A 22,459-nucleotide genomic window follows, 5' to 3' on the forward strand; every position below is an offset into this window, starting at 1 on the left:
TTTTGTCGTTAAAAAAGTTTTATGGCATGTTGAGAAGAAAAATGGGTCACTCTACAAAAGCAAAGATGCTTATAAAGAAAGTGAGTGCGATCCATGCAGTTTAAAAAGTTAGCATGCTGTTTTTTCGGAATGTGGGTTCCATTGTTTTTAGCTCCTCCTTGTGTACAGGCAGCAACGACAGTACAAGCTGATCTGGTGCGTAAATGTATAGTAATTGATGCGGGACATGGAGGCGTAGACAGCGGTGCGCGTTCTCAGCAGGGAGATATGGAGAAAGATATCAATTTGAAAATAGCCGAGTATTTGCGTGATGATTTGCAACAAATCGGTATTTCCGTTGTCATGACGCGTAATCAAGATATGGATTTGGCGACTCAAGAAGATAGAGCGAATAAACACCGGCATCGTGGAGATTTAAGGGGACGTTTGTTACGTGCCAAGAGTGTTCACTATGACGCGTTTGTTTCTATTCATTGTAATGCGGATCCTTCTCCAGTTTGGAGAGGAGCTCATGTGCTTTATAAACAAGGTGATGAAAAAAGTAAGGAGTTGGCTGAAATTATGATGAATGCCATTCGCGAACACCTTTTGCCAACTCAAAGGGATATAAAAGCGAATCAAAGCTTATATCTTTTAAAAAGACTAGATGGTCCAGCTGTTCTGGTTGAGGTTGGATTTATCACCCATCCAGAAGAATTGCGTTTGCTGAAACAGCCACGCTATCAGAAAATCATTGCTTACTCGCTTTATGAAGGATTGATGCGCTATTTTAATTCAGAATCGACGCCATCCCAACGTTCGACTGTTAGTTTTTCTACTCTGCATGGGTAGCATTATAAGTTTTGCCGTCTTCGCTTGGCATCGGGTGATTCATGCTAGTGAACGAGTGGTGCGAACAAATTCTACAAATTTGCCCAAACTGGAAATCACACGCACCTCCCATGCATGGTTTGGGCAACCGGTATATGTTTTAAAAAATGAATCTGCGGAAATACTCCTTCATTTGGTCATAGAGTCATGGAACGGAGACCAATTGCCGATTCTCAGTCAGCCCATATCTATTTCTGCCCTTCCAGGTTCTAAAATCACGTTTGCTCCTCAAAATTTAGCTCCATTTGATTTTCAACCAGGAAAAGCTGTTTACTTCTCGGCTCCTGTACTTTCTCATATGAAAAACAGTCAAATATTTACGATTATGTGGATGGAGAATGGTCTAGAACAATATGAAAATGTGAATGTCTCTTGAGCGATATCTGTGCTAAACTAACAAAAGCGAAGTTATATAAAAGTAGTATAGGGTCTATGGCCTTTTCTCTTTGAATTGTTTGATTCGTCAGTTTTGGGAGGGAATTGATTTGGTAAATCAAGATCAGGTGCTCGATGCGCTCCGCAAAGTAGAAGATCCAGAGGTTCATCGCAGCATCGTGGATTTGGATATGGTACGAAATATTGATATTCGCGGTTCGCATGTTTCACTAGAAATCGTATTGACCATTCGCGGTTGTCCCTTACACACTGTCATTGAGGAGGACGTTCGACGCGCATTGGGGGAAGTTCCGGGAATTAAAACGGTAGACGTAAAAATAGGTCATATGACGGATGAAGAGAGAAAACGGTTTGCAGAGAAAGTTCGCGGTCCACAACAGAATACTGGACAACCACTCTCTGAGCTGTTGTCTGAAAACTCTGGGGTTGTCTTTCTGGCGATTGCATCAGGCAAAGGCGGTGTAGGTAAATCATCAGTTACCGCTAATTTGGCACGTGCTCTTGCGGAAATGGGATATCGAGTAGGTGTAGTAGATGCAGACATTTATGGGTTTAGTCTGCCAGCCATTTTTAACGCCGTCGATAAAAAACCAACTGTCATTGATGAAATGATTCTGCCAGTAGAGGTAGAAGGTATCAAATTAATTTCCATGCACTATTTTGTTCCAGATAACAGCCCGGTTGTCTGGCGTGGACCCATGCTGGGCAAAATGTTGCGTACTTTTTTCTCACAAGTTCATTGGGGAAAATTAGACATTGTATTGCTTGATTTGCCGCCTGGAACAGGAGATATGGCTCTTGATGTGCATACATTACTGCCGCAATGCAAGGAAATTATTGTAACTACACCGCAGTTGGAAGCGGCTGAAGTAGCCGTACGCGCAGGGATTATGGGTGTTCGTACCCATCATGAAATTGTTGGCGTAGTAGAGAATATGGCATATTTTGAATGCCCTGGTTGTGGTGAACGCTATCCAATTTTTGGCGAAGGCGGCGGAGCCAAGGTTGCGGCAGCTCTTCAAACGGAAGTGATTGCCCAAATTCCTATGGCTATTTTGCAATCCGGACAAAAAGCGTTTTTCGGCAAAAATTCATCTCAGGGCCAGGAATATGCGCTCTTGGCAGAAAGAGTAGCGCGTCGTCTTCATTTGCAGGAACAAGAACAGGTTCAAATCTAATACTCTACAAGGATTGTCAGGACTTAGTTTGATTTCATCTGCAACATTTGTATAAAGACTTAGAGAGCTGACCAACCTCTCTTCAATGGAGAGGATTAAATCAGCTCTCTGACGTTTATGTCTATACAAATTTAGCTGCTGCCCGATTCTTGATTGCCTTCTTCACCACCGGAACCACTTTCACCTTCAGCAGAGCCACCACTCGATTGTTGCTGTGATGAATTCCCACTGCCACCTGGGTTCTTCATACTGTCTGAGACAGCTTTTTTCAGGGCATCTTGGAACTTCATGCGAAACGTTGGGTTGTCCATGGCTTGCATCATGACATTCATAATATCCTTGCGGCCTTCTGGAGATTGAAATTGCTCTTCCAAAAAGGTGCTAAAACTTTTTGATTTAAGCAGTACTAACAAATCTTTTTGCGCATCAGGATCGCGTAAAAGTTGTTTCATGGTAGACAACATTTCAGGTTGAGAGGCCTTGGCTAAATCGGATGCAAAAGTTGGATCTTTCATCTGTTCAGAGAGTAGATGCTGAAATTTTTCTGATTGCAAGCTAGCTGTTAATGCTTTACTGACGTCAGCATTGGAGACAGCCAATTGTTGCTTGAAAGTTGGGTCTTTTAGTATATCGTAAAGAGCAGATTTGCCCTCGGGAGAATGTAGAATATCAAGAACCATTTGTTTGGTAGCGCCATAGTCTTGTCCGCCGCTAGCTGCCGAGGCAGAAGACGAATTGTCAGCACCCATGGCGCCTGCGCCACAACCGGCTACGACTGCGGTAGCCATCATCAGAGCTATGGCTGTTGCACGCTTGCTCACAGGCATCCCCCGTTCTCTTGCTTGTTGTCCTCAGTATGTCTAGGAGACCAAGACATTATGCGGTTTGGCAGGACTTCACAGGTTAAGGTAAGATGTGATAGGCAAGCGCCGCCATTTTGATGGACCCTGCAATTTTTAAGATTGAACCTTGGTGGAAACTTTTGCATTGCTGAGCAATTCAGAAACGGTTACAAATTGATAACCTTTGGCTCGTAATTGATGAATAATTTGCGGTAAAGCTACTGTAATCTGTTTGGATGAGTCGCTGGCGTGCATCAGAATGATGTCTCCGGGCACAGCGCGAGAAACTACGCGTTTAACAATGGCTTGTTCACCTGGGTTTTTCCAATCCAATGAATCTGTATTCCATTGAATTACGGTATAGCCCATATCATGTAAAGTTTTCAATACTCTGGGATTAAAATCTCCATTTGGTGTACGAATAAGTTTGGTTTTTACCCCTGTGACTTGTTGGATTGCTTTTTCAGAGAGTGCAACTTGTTCACGTATCCAACTGTTAGGATAATTAGAAAAGTCTTTGTGTAAGTTGCCGTGATTACCAATTTCAAATCCCATAGTTTGGATTCTCTTGGCGATTTTCGGATGACGTAAGGTCCAAGGACCACTTAAGAAAAAGGTTGCTTTTTTGACACCTTCTTTTTGTAAAATGTCAAGAACCGGTTCGGGGACTTTGTTTCCCCAAGAAATATCAAACGTCAGCGCAACCACTTTCTTGTCGGTATCCACTTTATAAATGGCATTTGGCGGTTTGCTGGCAGCCATGACCGTTTGCGGCTTGGCGCCAATCAGTCCAGCAGACAAAAGTACAGCCATACCTATACTTGCCAAAAGGCGAAATGATTTTTTAAACACTCGTTTCACTCCTTATACAAAGTTCTCTACGGGCTATTCTTTATGGATTTTCAGCAATCGACTTCCAGTTTCGGAAATCTGCCTAACGCGAAGTGTGCGCCTCTTTCTTGCCTGCTATGCAGTGTTAAGAAATTCGCTGAATTGAAATTGTATGAAGGAGGAAATCTGCGTGAGAGAAAAGGGTTTAGCGGCAATAGGGCAGCGACCTCAGGGGATTCGTACACTTTTTTTAGCTTCACTTTTATTTTTGCTGCTTGGAGCGTTGTTCGGATTTTATCAACCTAGTTTGGCGAGTCATTTGGCTCAGCCCGTTTTGCATCAGATGAAGCAATCTGTACAATCATTAGAAGGGCATAGTTGGTTTCGTTTTTTTCTGTATATTTTTTTGCACAATACATTTAGTATTGCTATGACTATGCTTTTAGGTGTTGTTTTCGGACTTTTTCCTGCTTGGAACATGTGGTTAAACGGTATGGTCATTGGTTATCTCTTGCATGCAGATGCTCAATTGGGCATACCTGCAGGGAAATTGATTCTCTATGGTTTGGCTCCACATGGGATTTTTGAATTGACTGCTGTATTTTGGGCGTCAGCAGTTGGGTTGCTCAATGGGTGGACGTTGTTAACTTCGCTTTTAAACGCATTCCGAAATGATTCGGTTGTCAACCATCCAGTGTCCCCAGAAATTCGTAAAGAGAGCGTTTGGAAGATAGTGATACGCTATAATTTGCGAGCTTTTCCTTTCATGGTAGGGTTGTTGCTCATTGCAGCGGTCATTGAGTCGACCGTAACCCCCCATTTAATTCAAGTTGGCATAGGCTCGCTACATGTCTCACATGGGTAAACAGGAGGGGAAGTATAAAATGGCTAAATTAAGAATTATTGGAGCACCATCCGACTTCGGACAAGGGCGAAGAGGTGTCGATATGGGGCCAAGCGCTATACGTTATGCAGGTTTGTCGGAAAAACTGGCGCGTCTTGGTCATGATGTGGAAGATTTAGGAAATATTGTGGTGCCTACACCTGAGATGCATACCGTAAAGGATGAGAAGCTGAAATACTTTGATGAAGTGAAGGCGGTATGCGAAAATTTATATCGTGAAGTCAGCCGTGTTATGGAGGAGGACGCCATTCCGATTATTTTAGGTGGCGATCACAGTATTTCCATTGGCAGTTTGGCTGGAATTGCTGCCAGTCGACGCCCTTTTGGGGTCATTTGGTTTGACGCGCACGGAGACATGAATACTCCAGAAACAACACCTTCTGGAAATATTCATGGAATGCCACTCGCCGTCAATCTTGGTCTTGGTCATCCTGAATTAATACATCTTGGTGGTTTCGCTCCCAAGGTTAAACCAGAAAATGTGGTCCTGGTGGGGATTCGCTCCATTGATGAGGATGAGGCCAAACTGATTCGCCAAACTGGCATTCGCGCTTATACGATGGCAGAGATTGATCGTATGGGTATGGCAGCGGTAATGGAAGAAGCCATTCGCATTGCTTCCAACCAAACGGAAGGAATTCATCTCTCACTCGATTTGGATTCGCTCGACCCAACATTCGCCCCAGGAGTAGGTACACCGGTAAATGGGGGTGTCACTTATCGGGAAGGACATCTTGCCATGGAAATTCTAGCTGCTTCTGGGAAGATTCGTTCGGTGGATGTCGTTGAAGTTAATCCTATTCTGGACATTCACAACCAAACGGGGAATATGGCTGTCGAGTTGGTAGAATCTTTGTTCGGTAAGACGGTGATGTAACGGTGTCCATTCTGTTCGCATACCGCCTTCCACCAGGAAGGCGGAGACTCCATTGCTCTATGCAGCGCTTGGGGATTCAATTACCTATGGGTATTCGGCGACAAATCCTAATCATAATTTTGTGTCCTTGATTCATCGAAAAGGTTTTTCGCCCATTCAACCGAATTTGTTTATTTTGGCACGTCCAGGATGGACTTCGAAACAACTGTTAAAATCCATTCTTCGCACGCCTGAAGTGATTTGGGATGAAACGCGCTATGTAACGCTTTGGATTGGCGGGAACGACGCCATACGTGCGATGCCATTTGTGCTTTCTGGAGATTTTGCTCCGTTGCGGCGTGTTGCTGAGCGGCTGCGGGCTAACTTATCCAGTATGATTCAACATATACGTCGACCCAAAATGCAAATCTATGTTGCAAATTTGTATAATCCGTTTCCCAATTCGCATTTGGCGGAAGAAGCCATTCACTTACTCAATGATGCTATCGCTGGCGTTGCAAGGCAAGAAGGTGTCAAGTTGGTCGATATGTATCGTTCATTGCATGGTCGTGAATCGCTGGCCATTGAAGGCTATCGAAGAGGTGTGTTGCAAGATGTGCGCTTGCGGGGGAATCCTATTCATCCTAACGATGACGGACATCGCTGGATTGCTGAGACTTGGTTAAAAGCAATCAGCCCATCGCGTTCGCTTTCCGCTTCCAAACGACAAAAGAAGCAAGGACGGCGGGTGTTGTCAACTCAAAAGTCAACGCATTCATTGAATATCCGGATAGAGAAAACACAGAGGAAAAAAGCGGGATCGGGCAAAAAACTGGCAAGATGATGGGCAGGTGAAGATTTCTCATGGGCGCATGGTTGACCGTGTTGCGCAATTTCAGCTTGCTAAATGTCCTGGATATTGCCATTGTAACTTTTGTACTCTATCGACTCCTCTTGATTGTACGTGGCACGCGTGCGGTTCAGTTGTTAAAAGGTATACTCGTCATTCTCATTGCTACAGCGCTCTCCAGTGCCTTGCATTTACAAGCGCTCAGCTGGCTGTTAAATAAAATTATTACGGTAGGCTTTTTTGCTATTCCGGTTGTCTTTCAGCCAGAACTGCGACGTACTCTTGATCAACTGGGCCGCGGTGGTTTTTTCTCCCTGTCCAATCATCAAGCTTCCGAAGGGATGGCCAGAGCGATTGATGAAATTGCTTTAGCCGCCAGCCAACTTTCCAAAACAAGGACGGGAGCGTTGATTGTTTTGGAACGTAAAACAGGTCTCGGTGAATATGTGGAGACAGGCACATGGATGAATGCACAGATTTCTCATGCGTTATTATTAAATCTCTTTGTGCCTAATACGCCTTTGCATGATGGGGCGGTGATTGTGCGTGGAGAGCAAATCATTGCGGCAGGATGCTTTTTGCCACTCACAGAGAATCGTGAATTGGACAAGCAGTTAGGGACTCGACATCGAGCAGCCATTGGAATAACGGAACAATCGGACGCTGTTTCTGTTGTGGTTTCAGAAGAAACTGGCGGTATCTCTGTTGGGGTGGACGGTAATTTGGTTCGTTTTCTGAGTGAAAATACGCTTCGCCAGTTACTGAGGGATTTATTAATTGCCCGACAGAAACGAAAAATTCCGTCTTTACTTCGGGTTCGCAAGGGTTCGTAGGAGGTATGGAGAATGAATATGGACAAATTTCTCCAAAACAACAATGTCCTGAAGGTGCTGGCTTTTATTATGGCCTGCATTCTCTGGGTGATTGTGCATGCTCCTGCAACACCAACAGGTGCGGCCAGTGTTGTAGAGACCTTTGAAAGACCTATCCATGTGGAATTGAACAAGAGTATGTTGGTGACTTCAGTGAAGCCTAGCACAGTCAAGTTAACGGTGACTGTGAGTGCAATAAACGCTGTTCAGCTCTCCTCCGAAATGCAGGGTGTCGAAGCAACGGTCAACGCTATTGGACTTTCACCAGGTCAACATGTTTTGCATGTTCAATTGCAAGGAATGCCCAATGTTCAGTCTTACAGTGTCGATCCGACTTCAGTAGCTGTTAACTTAGCCAATAAAATGACAGCCACGTTTCCTATACAAGTGAGTTTGGCAAATAACCAAGCCAAAATCGCTAAAATCTCTGTTGCTCCGAAAGAGGCAACCGTTAGCGGTAAAGCACGGGACTTACAGCAAGTTGCTGGTGTAGTAGCCAGGGTAAACGTTACCAACCATACGGATGGCTTATGGACAAATACGGTTCCCTTGGTGGCTGTGAATCAGGAAGGACAGGCTGTGCAGGGGGTTGTCGTAGAACCAGACAGCGCAAAAGTTTCTTTGGCGCTAGCGGGTCTACAAGAACATGTTACTCTTCAGCCAGCGATTGATGGAACTCCTGCAGCAGGCTATGCTGTGGCTGGCATTACCCTACAGCCTTCAGAAGTCAATGTTTACACATGGCCCAACGGATCGAACAAACCTATTTCGTCCTTGCCAGTACCTGTAAATGTCAATCAGTTGGATAGTAACACTTCGAGTAAAGTAGACATTCCAATCCCCAGCGGAGTGCAGTCTATCCAGCCTCAACAAGTCGAGGTCAGCGTGCAGATTGAACCGGCATCCACTAAGAGTTTTCAAAATTTGCCGATCACGATTGAAAACGCGGCGACGAATGAACAAATTATATTCACTGGTAATCCAGCGGTTTCCTTACAGCTTTATGGACCTGTTTCTCTATTGCAAAATTTACAGTCATCTGATATTGGCGTATTTATCAATGCGCAAAATCTCCATCCTGGCGTGCAACAAGTGCCTATACAGGTCAGTGTGCCTCGATATGTGACTGTGGCGAGTCTCTCGCAAACAGACGTTACTATCAACGTGAGAGAAGGGTAGATCACTGGCTTGTTCTTGTGGCAAAATGATTGAGTCTTTGAAAGGGGCGGTCTATGGATGGGGAAATGGTTTGGCACAGATGGTGTAAGAGGTGTGGCCAATCGGGAGTTGACACCGGAACTCGTATTTCAATTAGGGAGAGCGGCAGCCTATACACTGACATCCAGACGTCCGGGCTCGCGCTTTGTCGTTGGTAAAGATACGCGGATTTCTGGAGATATGCTGGAAGCTGCGTTAATCAGCGGTATATTGTCGATGGGCGTCGATGTATTGCGTCTGGGTGTGATTCCAACCCCAGGTGTGGCCTACTTAACACGCCATCTGCGAGCCGATGCGGGTGTGATGATTTCGGCTTCGCACAATCCTGTTGAAGATAATGGAATTAAATTTTTTGGCGGTGACGGTTTTAAACTTCTCGACCATATTGAGTTGGAAATCGAGCGCTTAATGGAACAGGGGCAAGATGATCTACCGCGTCCTGTAGGGGCTCAGGTGGGGCGGCTTTACGATGAACCAGCCACGGGGCGATATTTGGATTTTCTCTCCGAAACGGTACGCCATCGTTTTAAAGGTCTGCACATTGTCATGGACTGTGCCAATGGTGCAGCTTCCTTTCTTGCCCCTGCACTTTTTGAACGTTTAGGTGCGCGCTTAACGGTCATTCACAGTCAACCTGATGGTGTCAATATTAATGTCGGATGCGGCTCGACTCATCCGCATGTTGTACAGCGTATGGTTCTTCAGGAGCGTGCCGATTTGGGATTAACTTTTGATGGTGACGCTGACCGTCTAATCGCTGTTGACCATACGGGACAACTTGTAGATGGTGACTATATCCTGGCGATTTGTGGATTGGCAATGAAAAAACGCGGTGAATTGCGCGACGATACGATTGTGGCAACGGTTATGAGCAATCTTGGCTTTTTAAAAGCGATGAAAGAATCGGGTATACATGTAGAACGTACAGCTGTTGGCGATCGCTATGTGATGGAACGTATGCGCGAGTGTCAAGCTGTACTCGGTGGTGAGCAATCAGGGCACATTATCTTTCTTAATCACACAACAACAGGAGACGGTATGCTGACAGCTTTACAATTGGTTGACGTGATGGTAGAAAGCGGTCAGACGTTGGCCGAACTGCGTAAAGTTATGCAGCGATACCCGCAACTTTTAGAAAACATTCGCGTGACGGATAAAACGGCGTGGAGGACCAACGCGGCTATTCAGCAAGTGATGAAAGTGGAAGAAGAGAGGCTTGGAGAAGACGGGCGTCTGTTGGTTCGTGAATCGGGAACAGAACCGATTGTGCGTGTCATGGCGGAGGGGCCAGATGAACGGGAACTAGAAAATTGTGTTCAGAGAATCGCGGGTGTCATTCGTAGCGAGATCGGCCTGTAAAGACATTTGTCTGTCTAACAAGAGTGGCTTTGCCAGGAACGGTTATCGTATGTCTATATCTTTTAAAGGGGGTGATGTGAGAGTCAAAAATGTTGAAGTACTCATAGTCTGGTCTATCGCCGTGAATCTTTGACACGACGAAGATGGAAGCGCCTGGGCTGCCTCTTCTAAGAGGACAGTTGACGCGGTGGAGGTTGGCGAAAGTTTCGGCGGATGCCTCCCGGTGCTAAGCTGCGCCGCAAGTGAAGTCCGAAAACTGGCAGGTGACTGCGAGCACAAGGACGAGCAAGCTAACGAGGAGGAACAATCGAAGCTTATGTGCGGAATTGTAGGTTACATTGGAGCCAAGCCAGTATTGGATGTTGTTGTCAACGGTTTGCGCAAATTGGAATACCGGGGTTACGATTCGGCTGGCATAGCCATTCTTGAAGATCAGCGCGTGAAAGTTTTAAAATCCGTTGGCAGGCTGAGCAATTTGGAAGACAAGTTAGCCAGCAACACCTTGAATGGACATTTGGCTATTGGCCATACCCGCTGGGCAACGCATGGCAAACCATCGGATGAAAATTCTCATCCCCACCAGGATTGCAGTGGCAGGTTTGCTATTGTGCACAATGGGATTGTCGAAAATTATTTGCCTTTACGAGAAGAATTGCTGGCGGCAGGCCATCAATTCAGTTCCGAGACGGATACAGAAGTGGTAGCTCATCTCATTGAAGAGATGTACAATGGCGATTTGCTCAAGACCATGGTAGCTGTGGGGCAACGCATTCGCGGAGCCTATTCGCTTGTAGTGATATGCAAAGATCATCCGGACGAGTTTATTGCTATGCGTAAATCCAGTCCATTGATTGTGGGTCTTGGTGACGGAGAGAATTTTGTTGCCTCCGATATTCCGGCTGTCCTTGAATATACTCGCGATATCTACGTTCTTGATGATGGAGAGATGGCGATGATTCGACGGGATGGCGTGGAATGTTTCACTCTGGATGGCGATCCGGTTGAAAAAGAGGTTTATAAAGTAACCTGGGATGCTGTATCGGCAGAACGCGGCGGTTACGATCATTTTATGATGAAGGAAATTCACGAACAGCCAAAGGCAATTCGTGATACTTTGACGGGACGCCTCGATGAGACGGCAGGACAGGTGAAACTTCCTGAATTGAAGCTGTCGACTCAAGAAATCAACGAGATCGACCGTATCCATATTGTAGCTTGCGGCACATCATGGCACGCTGGCTTGGTAGGAAAGTCCATGTTGGAAAAGATGACGCGTATTCCGGTAGAAGTAGATATTGCTAGTGAATATCGGTATCGAGATGTACTACACACGTCCAATACGCTCGTGATTGTCATCTCGCAATCTGGGGAGACTGCCGATACGTTGGCGGCGCTGCGGGATTGCAAAAAGAAAGGTTTGCGAGTATTAGCGATTACTAATGTGGTTGGCAGTTCAGTTGCTCGGGAAGCGGACGATGTTCTGATTACTTGGGCTGGTCCTGAAATTGCGGTTGCGTCTACAAAAGCGTACACGACGCAACTGATTGCGCTCTGTTTGCTGTCGATTTACTTTGCACAAGTCAAAGGGTTGATGAGCAGCGATGATGCGCATGATTGGGTAACGCAACTGGCCAATCTTCCCCAGTTGGCTGAGCAGGTTCTGGATACAGCGCCGCAATTGGAGAAATTTGCTGCTGATTGGGTCCATGCGGAAGATACATTCTTTATTGGTAGGGGCCTGGATTTCTCGGTTGCCTTGGAAGGCTCTTTGAAATTGAAGGAGATTTCATATATCCATGCGGAAGCCTATGCGGCTGGCGAATTGAAGCATGGTACTTTGGCTCTCATCACCGATGGAGTGCCGGTCATAGCCATTGCAACCCAACCTCACTTATATGAGAAAACGCTCAGTAATATTAAGGAAGTGAAAGCGCGAGGAGCTTTTGTGCTTGGTATTACTTGGGTAGGGAATGAAGATTTGGCACATTCGGTAGACGAAGTGATTTATCTGCCTCAACAGTGTGCCGAACTCTCCCCAGTGTTGACGGTAATTCCATTGCAATTGTTGGCTTACTATGCTGCTGTTGCGCGTGGTAATGACGTCGATAAACCGCGCAATTTGGCAAAATCAGTTACAGTTGAGTAAGTTGGGATGTAGAAAAGGGTTTGTTGTGGAATTACAAAACAAATGTATCCTGTGACAAAACAATAGTATCCTGTGACAAAACACAGGTATCATGACTGGTTTGATTTGGATGAAGTCTGACGATACTGATCTTCAGTGAAGGAAGGTTTCGCCGCCGTCTATAGTCAGTCATCAACAGCAAGAAGCCATCCTTCTACCCCGAGGGTGGCTTCTTGCTTATTCTCAATGAATTCCCAAGAGGAGATGGTTCGTTGTGCCCCGTGGGAGACGACGTACGAGCCAAAAACCAGTTCCACCAATTGGATCAGGGGCTGCTCACGAACCGTACATAACGGTTAGGGATGTCTCGTCAAAGGGTGTATCTACTCGCACGGTGCATCCCAAAATTTCAGGTATGGCTCAAGAACTATCAGGAATCGAAACGAGCTTGCGCCTTATTTTGGAGTGGTCGGATTCGGTTCGAGAAATAAAGGAACAAGTTGCGCTCGATGTGGACGAGACATTAGCTATCGCAGATGAGCTTGGTATCGAGCATCCCTCCGTTGATGGTAGCCCGAAGGTTATGACTAGCGATTTCGTCGTCGAGATGACAAATAACGAGGTTGTGGTGGTACAAACAAAGAGCTGGACGTTTACCCTCCGGGATGTTGAAAAAATGGAGATCGAACGAGCGTACTGGCTCCGCAGGAACGCTAGGTGGATGTTGGTCACTGATTTACAGATTCCCGACGTGGTCGTTTCAAATGTGCGTGACGTGAGAAAGTATGTGGATCTGACTGACTATCACATTCCTGAAAAACACGTCTCTCGAATACGAAGAGTGGCTGAACCGCTTATCGTTAAAGACATTCCAATGAATGAAGTTGGAGTTATGGTCGATGAGCGACTCGGATATGAATATGGGACAAGCCTGACGGTGTTCAGGCACCTGATTGCAAAAAAAGAATGGATTATCGACATGTTCGAACCCATTGATCCGGGTAGCAGATTAAGAATTTTGTCCATTGCAGGCCGTGGCATGGATAAGGAGGCTTCGGCGGAATGATTGATCTGGCCATAAATACCGTAGTCGAGTGGCTGCCAACACAGGACGGTGAGGAAAGCAATATTTATAGGGTTCTTTGGGTCGATCCATCTCGAAACAAGGCCGTTCTATTTGATATGAAAAACGAAAGGGCCCTCCCTTCCACCATAGACCTTGAGGTACTGACCACAGCTCTTGAGGAAGGATCAGCTCGTCAGATTGAGTATGTTGTCAAGAAAAATCTCCTTCTCGATGACGATGTGTCAAAAGAGGCGCTTGCCCGCAGGGAGTGGGCTTGGGGGATCATTTCCGACATCGTAAAGGATGAGCCGGACATCTATGATGAGCAGTGTCGGGGCGACTGATCAGGAGCGTGGTAGAACAGAAGGGGGTAACGCATCGCACAGTTTATCGGCTTTTACGGCAATACTGGCGTGGCGGCAAGACGATGAATGCTCTTTTCTCGGATCATTGTGTTCGGGTTCAACCTGTCCGGCAATGGACAAGAAAGAATGGACGGAAAAGTCTTCGGGCACGCACCGACCCCGAGAAGACAGGAATTGTAGTCACTCACGAGGTTCAGACGGCATTTCGAAACGCTGTTCGCCTATGGTATCTCAAACAGGATCGCTTACCCCTGACCAAAGTTTACGAGTTGATGCTAGGGAAATACTTTAACAACGGATACATGGAAGTTGACGGCGCATTGACGCCAATCATTAAGCCCGTGGGAGAACGTCCAACACTGCGGCAATTCCGTTATTGGGTGAACAAGGAAATCGATGCTCAAAGAAAGCTGAAGGAGCGCTTTGGAACACGACGATACAACTTGTCACATAGGCCTGTGCTGGGCACTTCGAGTCATAGAGCCGCCGGCCCAGGGCAATACTACCAAATTGACGCCATGATAGCTGATGTCTATTTGGTGCATCGGGTCAACCGTGAATGGTGTATTGGCAAACCTGTTGTCTATGTTGTTCTGGATGTATTTAGCCACTTAATTGCCGGACTCTATGTTGGTCTCGAAGGCCCTAGCTGGCTCGGGGCAATGATGGCCCTCGAAAATGCTTGTTCGGATAAAGTTGAATACTGTGCAAGGCATGGCATAACCATATCCCCTGACGAATGGCCCGCTCACCACTTGCCTGAACACATCACCGCCGACAGGGGCGAAATGCTCGGGAAAAAACCAGAGAATTTTATCAAAACCTTGTGGGTCGATGTTGAAAATCTACCACCGTTTCGGCCGGATTGGAAGGGATTTATCGAACGTCAGTTCAAGACGTTCAATGAAGATTTCATTCATTGGCTTGCCGGTGCGGTTACAGAAAGAAACCTGGAAAGAGGAAAGCGTCATTGGTCTGAAGACGCCCTTTACGACCTAGAGGAGTTTGAGCAGCTACTAATTCACGAGGTGCTCATTTATAACAATTACCGTGAGCTCACGAATTTCCAGCGAGACAGGAATATGATTGCAGATGATGTACCTCCCGTGCCCATTCACTTGTGGAATTGGGGACGCTCTCGTGGATACGGCCATCTACGCTCGATTGAGCGGGATGTTCTTCGGTTGAATTTGCTACCGATGGAAACGGTGACTGTATCAGAGAAGGGCATACCGTTTCACGGTCGGTATTATTCGTGTGACACCGCAATACGGGACAACTGGTTTGTAAGGGACGGCAAGACACGTAAGGTACAAATTCACTACGACCCCCGAGTCGTGGACAAGATATTCCTCCGCCTTGACGGCGGCAGAGCCTATGAGGAATGCACTCTGGTGGATATCTATTCCAGGTATAGGGGGCTGCGTGACGAAGAAGCGTTTGATCTCATCTGCTACGAAAATGGGGTTAAACGGGCTATTCACGATGATTATGGAATCCAGTCGCAAGCATTCCTGCATGCGAAAATAGAGCAGTTGGAGGCCGAAGCAAAGAAAAAGAGAGAGGGTCGTTCAACCCAAAAAGCAAATCGTGCCGAAATGAGAACTCATCGGCAAGAAGAGCGTATGCTCAAGCGTGAAGAGGAAAAGTGGACGGATCTTGCATCGACAGCTCCCAAGCGTAACAAGGTCGTGGAATTCCCGCTGAACAATAGGTCAAGTGAAGCACCGGATTACACTGATCTGATCGGGGACATTCTTGGATTGAACGAGGATGATGAAAAATGAGGCCAGATTCACCCCTCGTGATCGGTACAGTTGAAGAGGCAAAATATACCGATGCATTATTGGAGGACTATCGGGGGAACCCTCTGATTGAGGCCCTTCCCCCGATTTGGTCGCCACGGGATGTGCTTCAGTTTATGACTTCGCTGCCGAATATCAGACCTGAGGAACGAGAGCTAGAACGTCATTTGCGGATTCATTGTGTGATGCGCCTAAACAATTTTGTTCACCCATTAAACAGGCATGTTGAGCTAGAACAACATTTGTCCACAATGATTCGTCGAGGATATGTGTCTCGAAACCCCAAAACTCCAAGTTATGCACGCAGGCTACGTGATGTCGCCCTGAGCATGCAAAACCCGGACATTGCAGAGCTTGAGCGACAAGCCTTTCCGGTAAAGTCATCAACGGCATCTGGCGGTGCGTTGGTGGGTGTTTCAGGGCTAGGAAAAACCACTGCGATTGAACGATTGATCATGCAGTACCCGCAGGTTGTATTGCATCCAGAGTTGGGTCACACCCAGGTTGTGTGGGTGAAACTCGATTGCCCGCACGATGCCTCTCTGAATGCACTTTGTCTGGAATTTTTCGAGGTGTTCGATGAACTATTCGGAACGAACGAAACAGAAAGATTGTCCCATGCAAGGGCTATGAACAAGGACAAGCTATTGCGCCGGATGCGCATCACGGCTGCGGCCAACAGTCTCGGGATATTGATTATAGACGAGATTCAAAATCTCAAACAGGCGAAAAGCGGCGGTAAAGAGCAAATGCTCAATTTTTTCGTTCGTTTGGTGAACAACATTGGCGTGCCCGTACTACTCGTTGGAACTCCAGGTGTTTCAGAGATCCTCCATCACACGTTTCGTAACGGGCGCAGATTTGGTGCCATTCCGGGATGGGAACGACTGATACAAGGCAGCACGGAATGGGAACAATTTCTCAAGAATTTGTGGCGGTTTCAATGGGTTAAAGAGTTCTCCCCCTTGACTGACGAAATTAAACGGGTCATGTTCCACGAGACTCTAGGGATTACGGATTTGGTGGTCAAGCTATTCGCTGTTTCACAGATACGGGCCATTACAACAAAAAAGGAGTCGCTGGATGCCCTGTTTATTGAATCGGTTGCGAAGGAGATCTTTTATAACGTCCGGGCTGCATTAGACGCACTTCGAAGCGGCAGTGAGAAGGAGTTAAGAAACTTTGATGACCTGTATGAACCTATAAAGCTCGCAGATTATGTTGATAAGGCAACGGAACAAATCCAAGTAGATGCGCCTCTTGAAAAGACTCTTGAAGACGAAGTTTTGGACCTGCTGGTTCAGGCGGGAATTCCGGAACCAGTCGCCATACGTGCCGTTCTGAAAACTACCTGTGATGACAAACGGAAATGGCTCCGGGCGGCACTCTTGGAGGCCGAGCAACTGCAAAATACTCACGAGAAACTTGGTCACCCGGCAGGTCCAGGGCCTGAATCTGCGCAAAGCGACAAATCCACTGAACCTAAGCGAAAGCGAAAGTCGCCTTCCATGCAACGAACTCCGATGCTAAAGGCTGGAAAGGCGGGACAGGTTGACAAGAAGACGCCGTACCAAAGCTTGCTTGAGGCCGATTTGATCGGTGATCCAATTGATGTGTTTCTCAAGCCTGAAGTGGAACTACGACGGCGAATTCTTGGCATTTAGTCAAGTGACCTACCTCGCTGGAGCATGGAGTCCATCGATGTATGTTTTCGGGGTCGTGGCAATACTGAAGTGTGAAATCTTGCAGAAAGGGACAGGTTGTCGAAGTTCGCTCGTCTGAATGAATGATGCTGGTTCAGATTCACCCCTACCCTGATGAATTGGTCATCAGTATGGTTGCCCGCTACCACATGTATTCAGGTCGGGCGGGCGTGAAAGAATCTTTGAGAGATGTCTATGGTTTAGATTCTGTTCGTCCGTCTTTGCATTTGCCTTCACATCTTCAGCGGCTGTCCGAAAGCGGATGCTTCGGTGTTTCAGCAAGAACTTTGGTCTATGAGCATACCCTCTTCCCCTACTACGCTCCATTTTTGAAGCCAGAGATGGCTGCCCACGTTATGAATGACATGCTCTCCGATAACAGTCTTGGAGTTCACTTGGAATCAGGGTTGGTCCCAAGCAGGGTGTCAATGCCTACCCGTCTGGTGACATGCCCAGCGTGTATCCACGATGATATTCATACTCATGGCGAGCCGTACTGGCACCGTGCGCATCATTTGCCAGGCGTGATATCGTGTCCCAAACACAAAGTGAAATTATATGACCGGTGTCCCACGTGTGGTATTCCGTTTACGGGCTTGTTCATTCAAGAGTTGCCCTTTCCCGTGGTGGCGTGTCCCAACGGTCATTCTTTGCTAAACACTGAAGGCGAAACACGCCCAGCGACAAATCGAATAGCTATGGATAGCGAATTCATCCTGAATAACACCCCAACCTGGAAATCTCTTGAGGAGCTGCGAGACCGTTACGTAAATGTGCTGTACGCTATGGGCATGGCCACTCCATCGGGCTCCATTAGACAACGAGATCTGTTTGAGCGCTTTATCACATACTTCCCTGCTGAACTTTGGGGTGTAATAGGCGTTGCTCAGCCTGTTCGAGATCAGGAATGTGACTGGCTCCGGGAATTGGTCAGAAAGCCCCGAAAAGCTCTTCATCCGCTCTTTCACATTCTTTTGATGGAGTTTCTGAGCGGTGATGTACCTCGTTTTTTTGAACAGAATCGATTTGAGCCATTCGGTCATGGACCATGGCCGTGTTTGAATAAGGCGGCAACTCACTATATGCAAGACATTGTTCGGGATCTAACGGTGACACGTTGCACTGATACGGGTCGACCGGTTGGTACATTTCGCTGCGAGTGTGGATTCGTTTACTCTCGACGTGGGCCTGATCGAACTGAGAAGGATCGCTTCCGATATGGTCGAATTAAGGAATTTGGTCCCGTATGGGAAGAGAAGCTTCATACGTTAGCTTCCGACGGAAGATGGAGCCTTCGTGGATTGGCACGTGAACTCGGTGTTGATCCGAAGGTCATCACGGCGAGGTTAGAAAAGCAGAATCTCAGTAACGTTGCGCCAAACACGGGTGAGCAAGAAGAACGGGAAAGACGTAGAAGAAGATTTATGGAAACGTTGCGGACGAACCCAAGATGCAGCCGGTCTCGGCTCAAGCAATTGAATTACCGGGATTACCAGTGGCTGTACCGGCATGATCGGGACTGGTTGGACTGCATCTTGCCACGACCGATTGTGAGCGGAGTACGTAGTGAGCGTCGAGTTGATTGGGCACAGCGTGATCGTGAAATGTCAGTGTTTGTTGAACAAATTGCCCAATGCATTCTAAATCAGCCAGGCAAGCCTGTACGGGTCACCGTTGGTCGAATTGGTCGGATCTGCGGAAAGAAGGCGTTGTTGGAAAAGTGTCTGGACAAACTGCCGCTTACGGAACATGTATTGAACAAATATGTGGAGAGTAGAAGCGAATTTTGCAAAAGACGTGTCGATTGGGCTATGGCGGAATTGCTGTGTGAGCGCACTGACGCTGCTCCGTGGCAAATTATTCGGAAAGCCGGATTGCGCACGCCTGTAAGTCAAGAGCTTAATGATTACATTGAGCAGCGCCTGATTGAGGCGGTTGAGCAAAGGGATGATTCGAGAGGTGTGGATGATGCTTCCCGACGGATATCCTGATGAGGCGCTATATAGCATTATTGCGAGATGGCAGATTCGGACGGGAGTGTTTGATCTCCGCTCAACATCGGAGTTGTTGTTTGGGAGAGAATCGAGACGACCCGTGCTTGGTATACAAACAGGTATTGCCGATCTGGTTGAAAAAGGGTCCATGAGTGCCGACGAAATCATCTATCGGCATACGCTTTATCCGTATTACAAGGGATTTCGAAAGTGGCTCAGGATGAACGATATTTTGAACGCACCGCATGCACTCTGGACAGATTTGGAACGGGAACTTCGCTTGGCGTCCTGTCCCCTCTGCATCGTTTCGGACTTCGAAAACTTTGGTGAACCCTATTGGCACCGTATACACCTATTGCCGGGGGTAATGGTCTGTCCCCAGCATAACGTAATGTTGATTACACATTGCCCCATGTGCGGACAGAGTATTGCAGACAGTAAACGGGCCTATCAATTGACACCTACGTACTGTCCAGCCGGGCATTCTCTGTTGAATGAGATAAGAAATTTGAATGAATCCCTTCTGACATTTGCGAAGGACTCACAGTTAGTCTTGTTCTCTGGCTGGAATGGAATAGGTGCCGCCGATTTGCAACAGGTTTACGCTGATGTTTTGACCGAGAGGGTTATCCCCGAGTTTGAGGCATATCCATACAAGACGCAACTAAGGGTGCAACGTTCTAGGTTCAACATCGGCAGTTTTCTCAAGAACGAGTTCTACTTTGAGATTCGCAATGAATTGATTAGTCAATTCGGGCAAGAGTTTTTGGATTCGCTTCCATTGAGACCATTTCAGGAAGGTATCGTTCGATACCGGAACCAGAGGTATGAACACAAGAAACACCATTACGATTGGCTCTATCGCATTTCGTTCCGCCCTATCGACGTATATTCCGCACCGATTGCTCACATTGTACTGCTTGGATTTCTGTTCGGAAGTGTGCAGAATTTCTTTGAGATGACCGCAGCTAAACTTGAATTAACAGGAGCAGCCTCAGAGGTTGCGGCGACAATGGAGATTGAATCCAACGAAGGGGACGACTATTACTAAATGGCTCTGGCCATACCGACTTGTCATACACGTGTTTTTGATTCTGGAATGCACCTGAACTCCTGAATGGTACAATTTGGTTGTTTGCTCTAGGTTTGTCAACACAGATTGCACTAAAATTGTGAATCATGAAGGACTGTTCAATTGGCAGACACGCTGATGACGATAGTCTTTGCGGCACTGGGGGATAAAAATTGCCTACGTTGGTCCATAGCACGATTCGATTGGAAGAAAGAAGATTGGATTTGGCTCAAGTTTTCCGATTGGGGAACTTGAAGAGAGCGTGGAAGGAAACGGTTAGGGAGGGACTGCGAAAGCAGGACGTGTCCGATTTGCACGACCATTATGATTTTCATGTTAACAGAGATAAGCTTTTCGAGGTAATGCGCCAACAAGTTCTCAATGGAACATACTTCCCAAAGAAACCCTTCGTAATTCGGGTCGAGAAGAGTGATGGTATCTCTCGTCACCTACAAATCCCTGCTCCTGAGGATGCGGTGATCTTACAGACCCTTGTGGATGCAATTTCTAAAGAGATCCTCGGACATCAGCCTTCTCGAAATTCTTATTTCAGTCGAAGCCACAGCGGTGGTCGCAAGACAATCGAGCATTTAGACGACTCCTTCCCCTATGATTGGCGTCAGTTATGGGCGGATTTCCAGACCCGCATTTGGGAGTTCACATCAGTATACCCATATGTTGTTGTGACCGATGTTGCCAATTTTTTCGACAACGTTTCACTCAGTCAGCTTCGCAATGTCCTTTCTGGATACGGAGCATTCAAAGAGGTGCTGATTGACTTTCTGTTTTTCATGCTTGAGCGTTTTGTCTGGCGGCCTGACTACCTGCCGTTTTCAGGTGTTGGATTGCCCCAAATCAATTTTGACGCTCCTCGACTTTTAGCACACAGCTTTCTATTTGAAGTTGACCGCTACCTGGAAGGTGCCACCTCAGGCGACTTTGTTCGTTGGATGGATGACATCGACTTTGGAGTGGAAAGTGTCGATAAGGGACGTGTCATTCTGCGGCATTTGGATGAGCTACTTCTCACCCGAGGTCTTCGATTGAACTCGGGTAAAACAAAGATACTTTCGGTTGCGGCCGCCAAGGACTATTTTCTACCCAACGAGAACAGGTATTTAACGGTCCTCCAACGGCGCATCCAGCGAAAGCTTGAGCGCTCAGAATCAATCTCCGGTGATGTACTGCTGTTACGTCAAAGGTTCACCATGTTCCTTAAAAAGCCCATGGTAGGAAACTGGGATAAGGTGTATAAGAGATACTTTACAATTGCATCCATTTCAAAACATGTGTTTTTGGAGAAGTACGTTCCACAGCTTCTTGTGGAAAAGCCAAAGCTAAGAGACAGTATTTTTCGATACTACCGAAGCTTGGGACCGAACAAGGCCAGAGTCAAGCACATCTTGGCGTTCATTGGTACCCAATCGGTCACAGAGGACAGTGCCCTCTTTAACGCCGCCAAATTGCTCGTGGACTGGCCGCTGGCAAGGACAGGTAAGGTTCACGATGAGATAGTGATGCTTGCAGAAAACCTGATAATGCGTTCTGAAACGGCCTTTATCGCAGCACTATGGATTCTTGCGAAATATGCGACCAGTGAACAACTTGTCAAGAATTTACTAGCCACGGTGGGTATATGGAGCCAGTCTGCATTCCTCTCAAGGCAGGTCGCTGCGGTCACTCCACGATTGAGAAGCCATAAGGGCACGATCGAGACCTTCTCCAATTTGATGGCCGTTTCCGGACAAACGGATGCTTTGAATGTCGTAAGGAATTTGGACCGAATTCATAACATGAAGTCAGTCTCTAAAGTGGAGATGATGTATCTCCAAGTGGGTCAACGTCACGTGTACCCTTTGGAGAAGTTCCTCATTTTGCTAGAGTTGCTCAATGGGGCTGTCGCCAACACCGTAAAGAAGCAAATTGCAACGACTGTCTGTTCCTTGACGAACGATCCAACATTCACTTATCATCTTCGTCAGTTCATATAGGGTTGAACGATATAAGTCGTCTACTCCTCAAGTCCGTTTTGACGTGGATACTCCATAGATCCACCTCGACTACTTCCCAGATGACGGACTGATCAATAGAAGCGCAGGGATTTGCTGACGAATGATGAATTAGCATATAAGGGAAAATTCCCCTTCCGAATA

General features: G+C 46.8%; 19 protein-coding genes. 17 read left to right on the top strand and 2 right to left on the bottom strand.

Features of this window, described 5'->3' with window-relative positions; all coding sequences use genetic code 11:
- The first annotated feature begins 93 nt into the window (after positions 1-93).
- From FY534_RS01695 to FY534_RS01705, 3 genes are all read left to right on the top strand, one after another.
- Complete coding sequence (locus FY534_RS01695) at positions 94-831, top strand: N-acetylmuramoyl-L-alanine amidase (RefSeq protein WP_238413610.1); 738 nt, start codon at positions 94-96, stop codon at positions 829-831.
- Positions 824-1,246 (top strand): hypothetical protein, encoded by a 423-nt coding sequence (locus FY534_RS01700; RefSeq protein WP_203114982.1) that lies wholly within the window; start codon positions 824-826, stop codon positions 1,244-1,246. Before FY534_RS01695 ends, FY534_RS01700 begins: the two co-directional genes overlap by 8 nt.
- Before the next feature lie 109 nt (positions 1,247-1,355).
- Positions 1,356-2,444 carry an Mrp/NBP35 family ATP-binding protein gene (locus FY534_RS01705; RefSeq protein ID WP_072875157.1) on the top strand — a complete coding sequence of 363 codons (1,089 nt, stop codon included), beginning with the start codon at positions 1,356-1,358 and terminating at the stop codon, positions 2,442-2,444.
- A 131-nt stretch (positions 2,445-2,575) separates the two neighbouring features.
- On the opposite strand, the gene gerD is transcribed toward FY534_RS01705, so the two are convergent.
- Entirely contained in the window at positions 2,576-3,265 is a 690-nt protein-coding gene (gene gerD / locus FY534_RS01710; RefSeq protein WP_203114983.1) for a spore germination lipoprotein GerD, read from the bottom strand.
- A 135-nt stretch (positions 3,266-3,400) separates the two neighbouring features.
- Positions 3,401-4,099 carry a polysaccharide deacetylase family sporulation protein PdaB gene (pdaB, locus tag FY534_RS01715; RefSeq protein WP_203115500.1) on the bottom strand — a complete coding sequence of 233 codons (699 nt, stop codon included), beginning with the start codon at positions 4,097-4,099 and terminating at the stop codon, positions 3,401-3,403.
- 208 nt (positions 4,100-4,307) lie between these two features.
- Here pdaB and FY534_RS01720 point away from each other — a divergent pair, with 208 nt between their 5' ends.
- From FY534_RS01720 to FY534_RS01785, 14 genes are all read left to right on the top strand, one after another.
- Positions 4,308-4,982 carry a stage II sporulation protein M gene (locus FY534_RS01720; protein ID WP_203114984.1) on the top strand — a complete coding sequence of 225 codons (675 nt, stop codon included), beginning with the start codon at positions 4,308-4,310 and terminating at the stop codon, positions 4,980-4,982.
- 19 nt (positions 4,983-5,001) lie between these two features.
- On the top strand, positions 5,002-5,898 hold the full coding sequence (rocF, locus tag FY534_RS01725) for an arginase (RefSeq protein ID WP_203114985.1): 897 nt from the start codon (positions 5,002-5,004) through the stop codon (positions 5,896-5,898).
- Between the two features lie 52 nt (positions 5,899-5,950).
- Positions 5,951-6,721 carry an SGNH/GDSL hydrolase family protein gene (locus FY534_RS01730; protein ID WP_203114986.1) on the top strand — a complete coding sequence of 257 codons (771 nt, stop codon included), beginning with the start codon at positions 5,951-5,953 and terminating at the stop codon, positions 6,719-6,721.
- A gap of 20 nt (positions 6,722-6,741) precedes the next feature.
- Positions 6,742-7,560 (top strand): diadenylate cyclase CdaA, encoded by an 819-nt coding sequence (cdaA, locus tag FY534_RS01735; RefSeq protein WP_203114987.1) that lies wholly within the window; start codon positions 6,742-6,744, stop codon positions 7,558-7,560.
- Positions 7,561-7,572: 12 nt separating this feature from the next.
- On the top strand, positions 7,573-8,778 hold the full coding sequence (locus tag FY534_RS01740) for a CdaR family protein (RefSeq protein WP_203114988.1): 1,206 nt from the start codon (positions 7,573-7,575) through the stop codon (positions 8,776-8,778).
- 57 nt (positions 8,779-8,835) lie between these two features.
- The gene (gene glmM, locus FY534_RS01745) at positions 8,836-10,176 is read left to right on the top strand and encodes a phosphoglucosamine mutase (protein ID WP_072875165.1); all 1,341 of its coding nucleotides are present in this window, start codon (positions 8,836-8,838) and stop codon (positions 10,174-10,176) included.
- A gap of 316 nt (positions 10,177-10,492) precedes the next feature.
- Positions 10,493-12,322 (top strand): glutamine--fructose-6-phosphate transaminase (isomerizing), encoded by a 1,830-nt coding sequence (gene glmS, locus FY534_RS01750; RefSeq protein WP_203115501.1) that lies wholly within the window; start codon positions 10,493-10,495, stop codon positions 12,320-12,322.
- A 373-nt stretch (positions 12,323-12,695) separates the two neighbouring features.
- Entirely contained in the window at positions 12,696-13,367 is a 672-nt protein-coding gene (locus tag FY534_RS01755) for a TnsA endonuclease C-terminal domain-containing protein (RefSeq protein ID WP_238413611.1), read from the top strand.
- Entirely contained in the window at positions 13,364-13,711 is a 348-nt protein-coding gene (locus FY534_RS01760; protein WP_203114990.1) for a hypothetical protein, read from the top strand. Before FY534_RS01755 ends, FY534_RS01760 begins: the two co-directional genes overlap by 4 nt.
- A gap of 8 nt (positions 13,712-13,719) precedes the next feature.
- Complete coding sequence (locus FY534_RS01765; RefSeq protein WP_203114991.1) at positions 13,720-15,519, top strand: Mu transposase C-terminal domain-containing protein; 1,800 nt, start codon at positions 13,720-13,722, stop codon at positions 15,517-15,519.
- Positions 15,520-15,536: 17 nt separating this feature from the next.
- Positions 15,537-17,201 carry an ATP-binding protein gene (locus tag FY534_RS01770; protein ID WP_238413612.1) on the top strand — a complete coding sequence of 555 codons (1,665 nt, stop codon included), beginning with the start codon at positions 15,537-15,539 and terminating at the stop codon, positions 17,199-17,201.
- A gap of 125 nt (positions 17,202-17,326) precedes the next feature.
- Positions 17,327-19,231 (top strand): TnsD family transposase, encoded by a 1,905-nt coding sequence (locus tag FY534_RS01775; RefSeq protein WP_255567406.1) that lies wholly within the window; start codon positions 17,327-17,329, stop codon positions 19,229-19,231.
- Positions 19,206-20,285 carry a TnsD family Tn7-like transposition protein gene (locus FY534_RS01780; protein ID WP_238413712.1) on the top strand — a complete coding sequence of 360 codons (1,080 nt, stop codon included), beginning with the start codon at positions 19,206-19,208 and terminating at the stop codon, positions 20,283-20,285. The genes FY534_RS01775 and FY534_RS01780 overlap by 26 nt, the downstream gene beginning before the upstream one ends.
- Before the next feature lie 194 nt (positions 20,286-20,479).
- A complete protein-coding gene (locus FY534_RS01785; protein ID WP_238413613.1) occupies positions 20,480-22,297 on the top strand; it encodes an RNA-directed DNA polymerase in 1,818 nt (605 codons plus the stop codon).
- Positions 22,298-22,459 lie beyond the last annotated feature (162 nt).

This window comes from Alicyclobacillus sp. TC (genome assembly GCF_016804365.1).
Classification (GTDB): Bacteria; Bacillota; Bacilli; order Alicyclobacillales; family Alicyclobacillaceae; genus Alicyclobacillus_I; species Alicyclobacillus_I tolerans.

Coding starts and splice junctions, on each gene's coding strand:
- FY534_RS01695 (WP_238413610.1), top strand. CDS start 94: ATGCAGTTTAAAAAGTTAGCATGCTGTTTTTTCGGAATGTGGGTTCCA.
- FY534_RS01700 (WP_203114982.1), top strand. CDS start 824: ATGGGTAGCATTATAAGTTTTGCCGTCTTCGCTTGGCATCGGGTGATT.
- pdaB (WP_203115500.1), bottom strand. CDS start 4,099: ATGGCTGTACTTTTGTCTGCTGGACTGATTGGCGCCAAGCCGCAAACG.
- rocF (WP_203114985.1), top strand. CDS start 5,002: ATGGCTAAATTAAGAATTATTGGAGCACCATCCGACTTCGGACAAGGG.
- cdaA (WP_203114987.1), top strand. CDS start 6,742: ATGGGCGCATGGTTGACCGTGTTGCGCAATTTCAGCTTGCTAAATGTC.
- FY534_RS01740 (WP_203114988.1), top strand. CDS start 7,573: ATGAATATGGACAAATTTCTCCAAAACAACAATGTCCTGAAGGTGCTG.
- glmM (WP_072875165.1), top strand. CDS start 8,836: ATGGGGAAATGGTTTGGCACAGATGGTGTAAGAGGTGTGGCCAATCGG.
- glmS (WP_203115501.1), top strand. CDS start 10,493: ATGTGCGGAATTGTAGGTTACATTGGAGCCAAGCCAGTATTGGATGTT.
- FY534_RS01760 (WP_203114990.1), top strand. CDS start 13,364: ATGATTGATCTGGCCATAAATACCGTAGTCGAGTGGCTGCCAACACAG.
- FY534_RS01775 (WP_255567406.1), top strand. CDS start 17,327: ATGCTGGTTCAGATTCACCCCTACCCTGATGAATTGGTCATCAGTATG.
- FY534_RS01780 (WP_238413712.1), top strand. CDS start 19,206: ATGATGCTTCCCGACGGATATCCTGATGAGGCGCTATATAGCATTATT.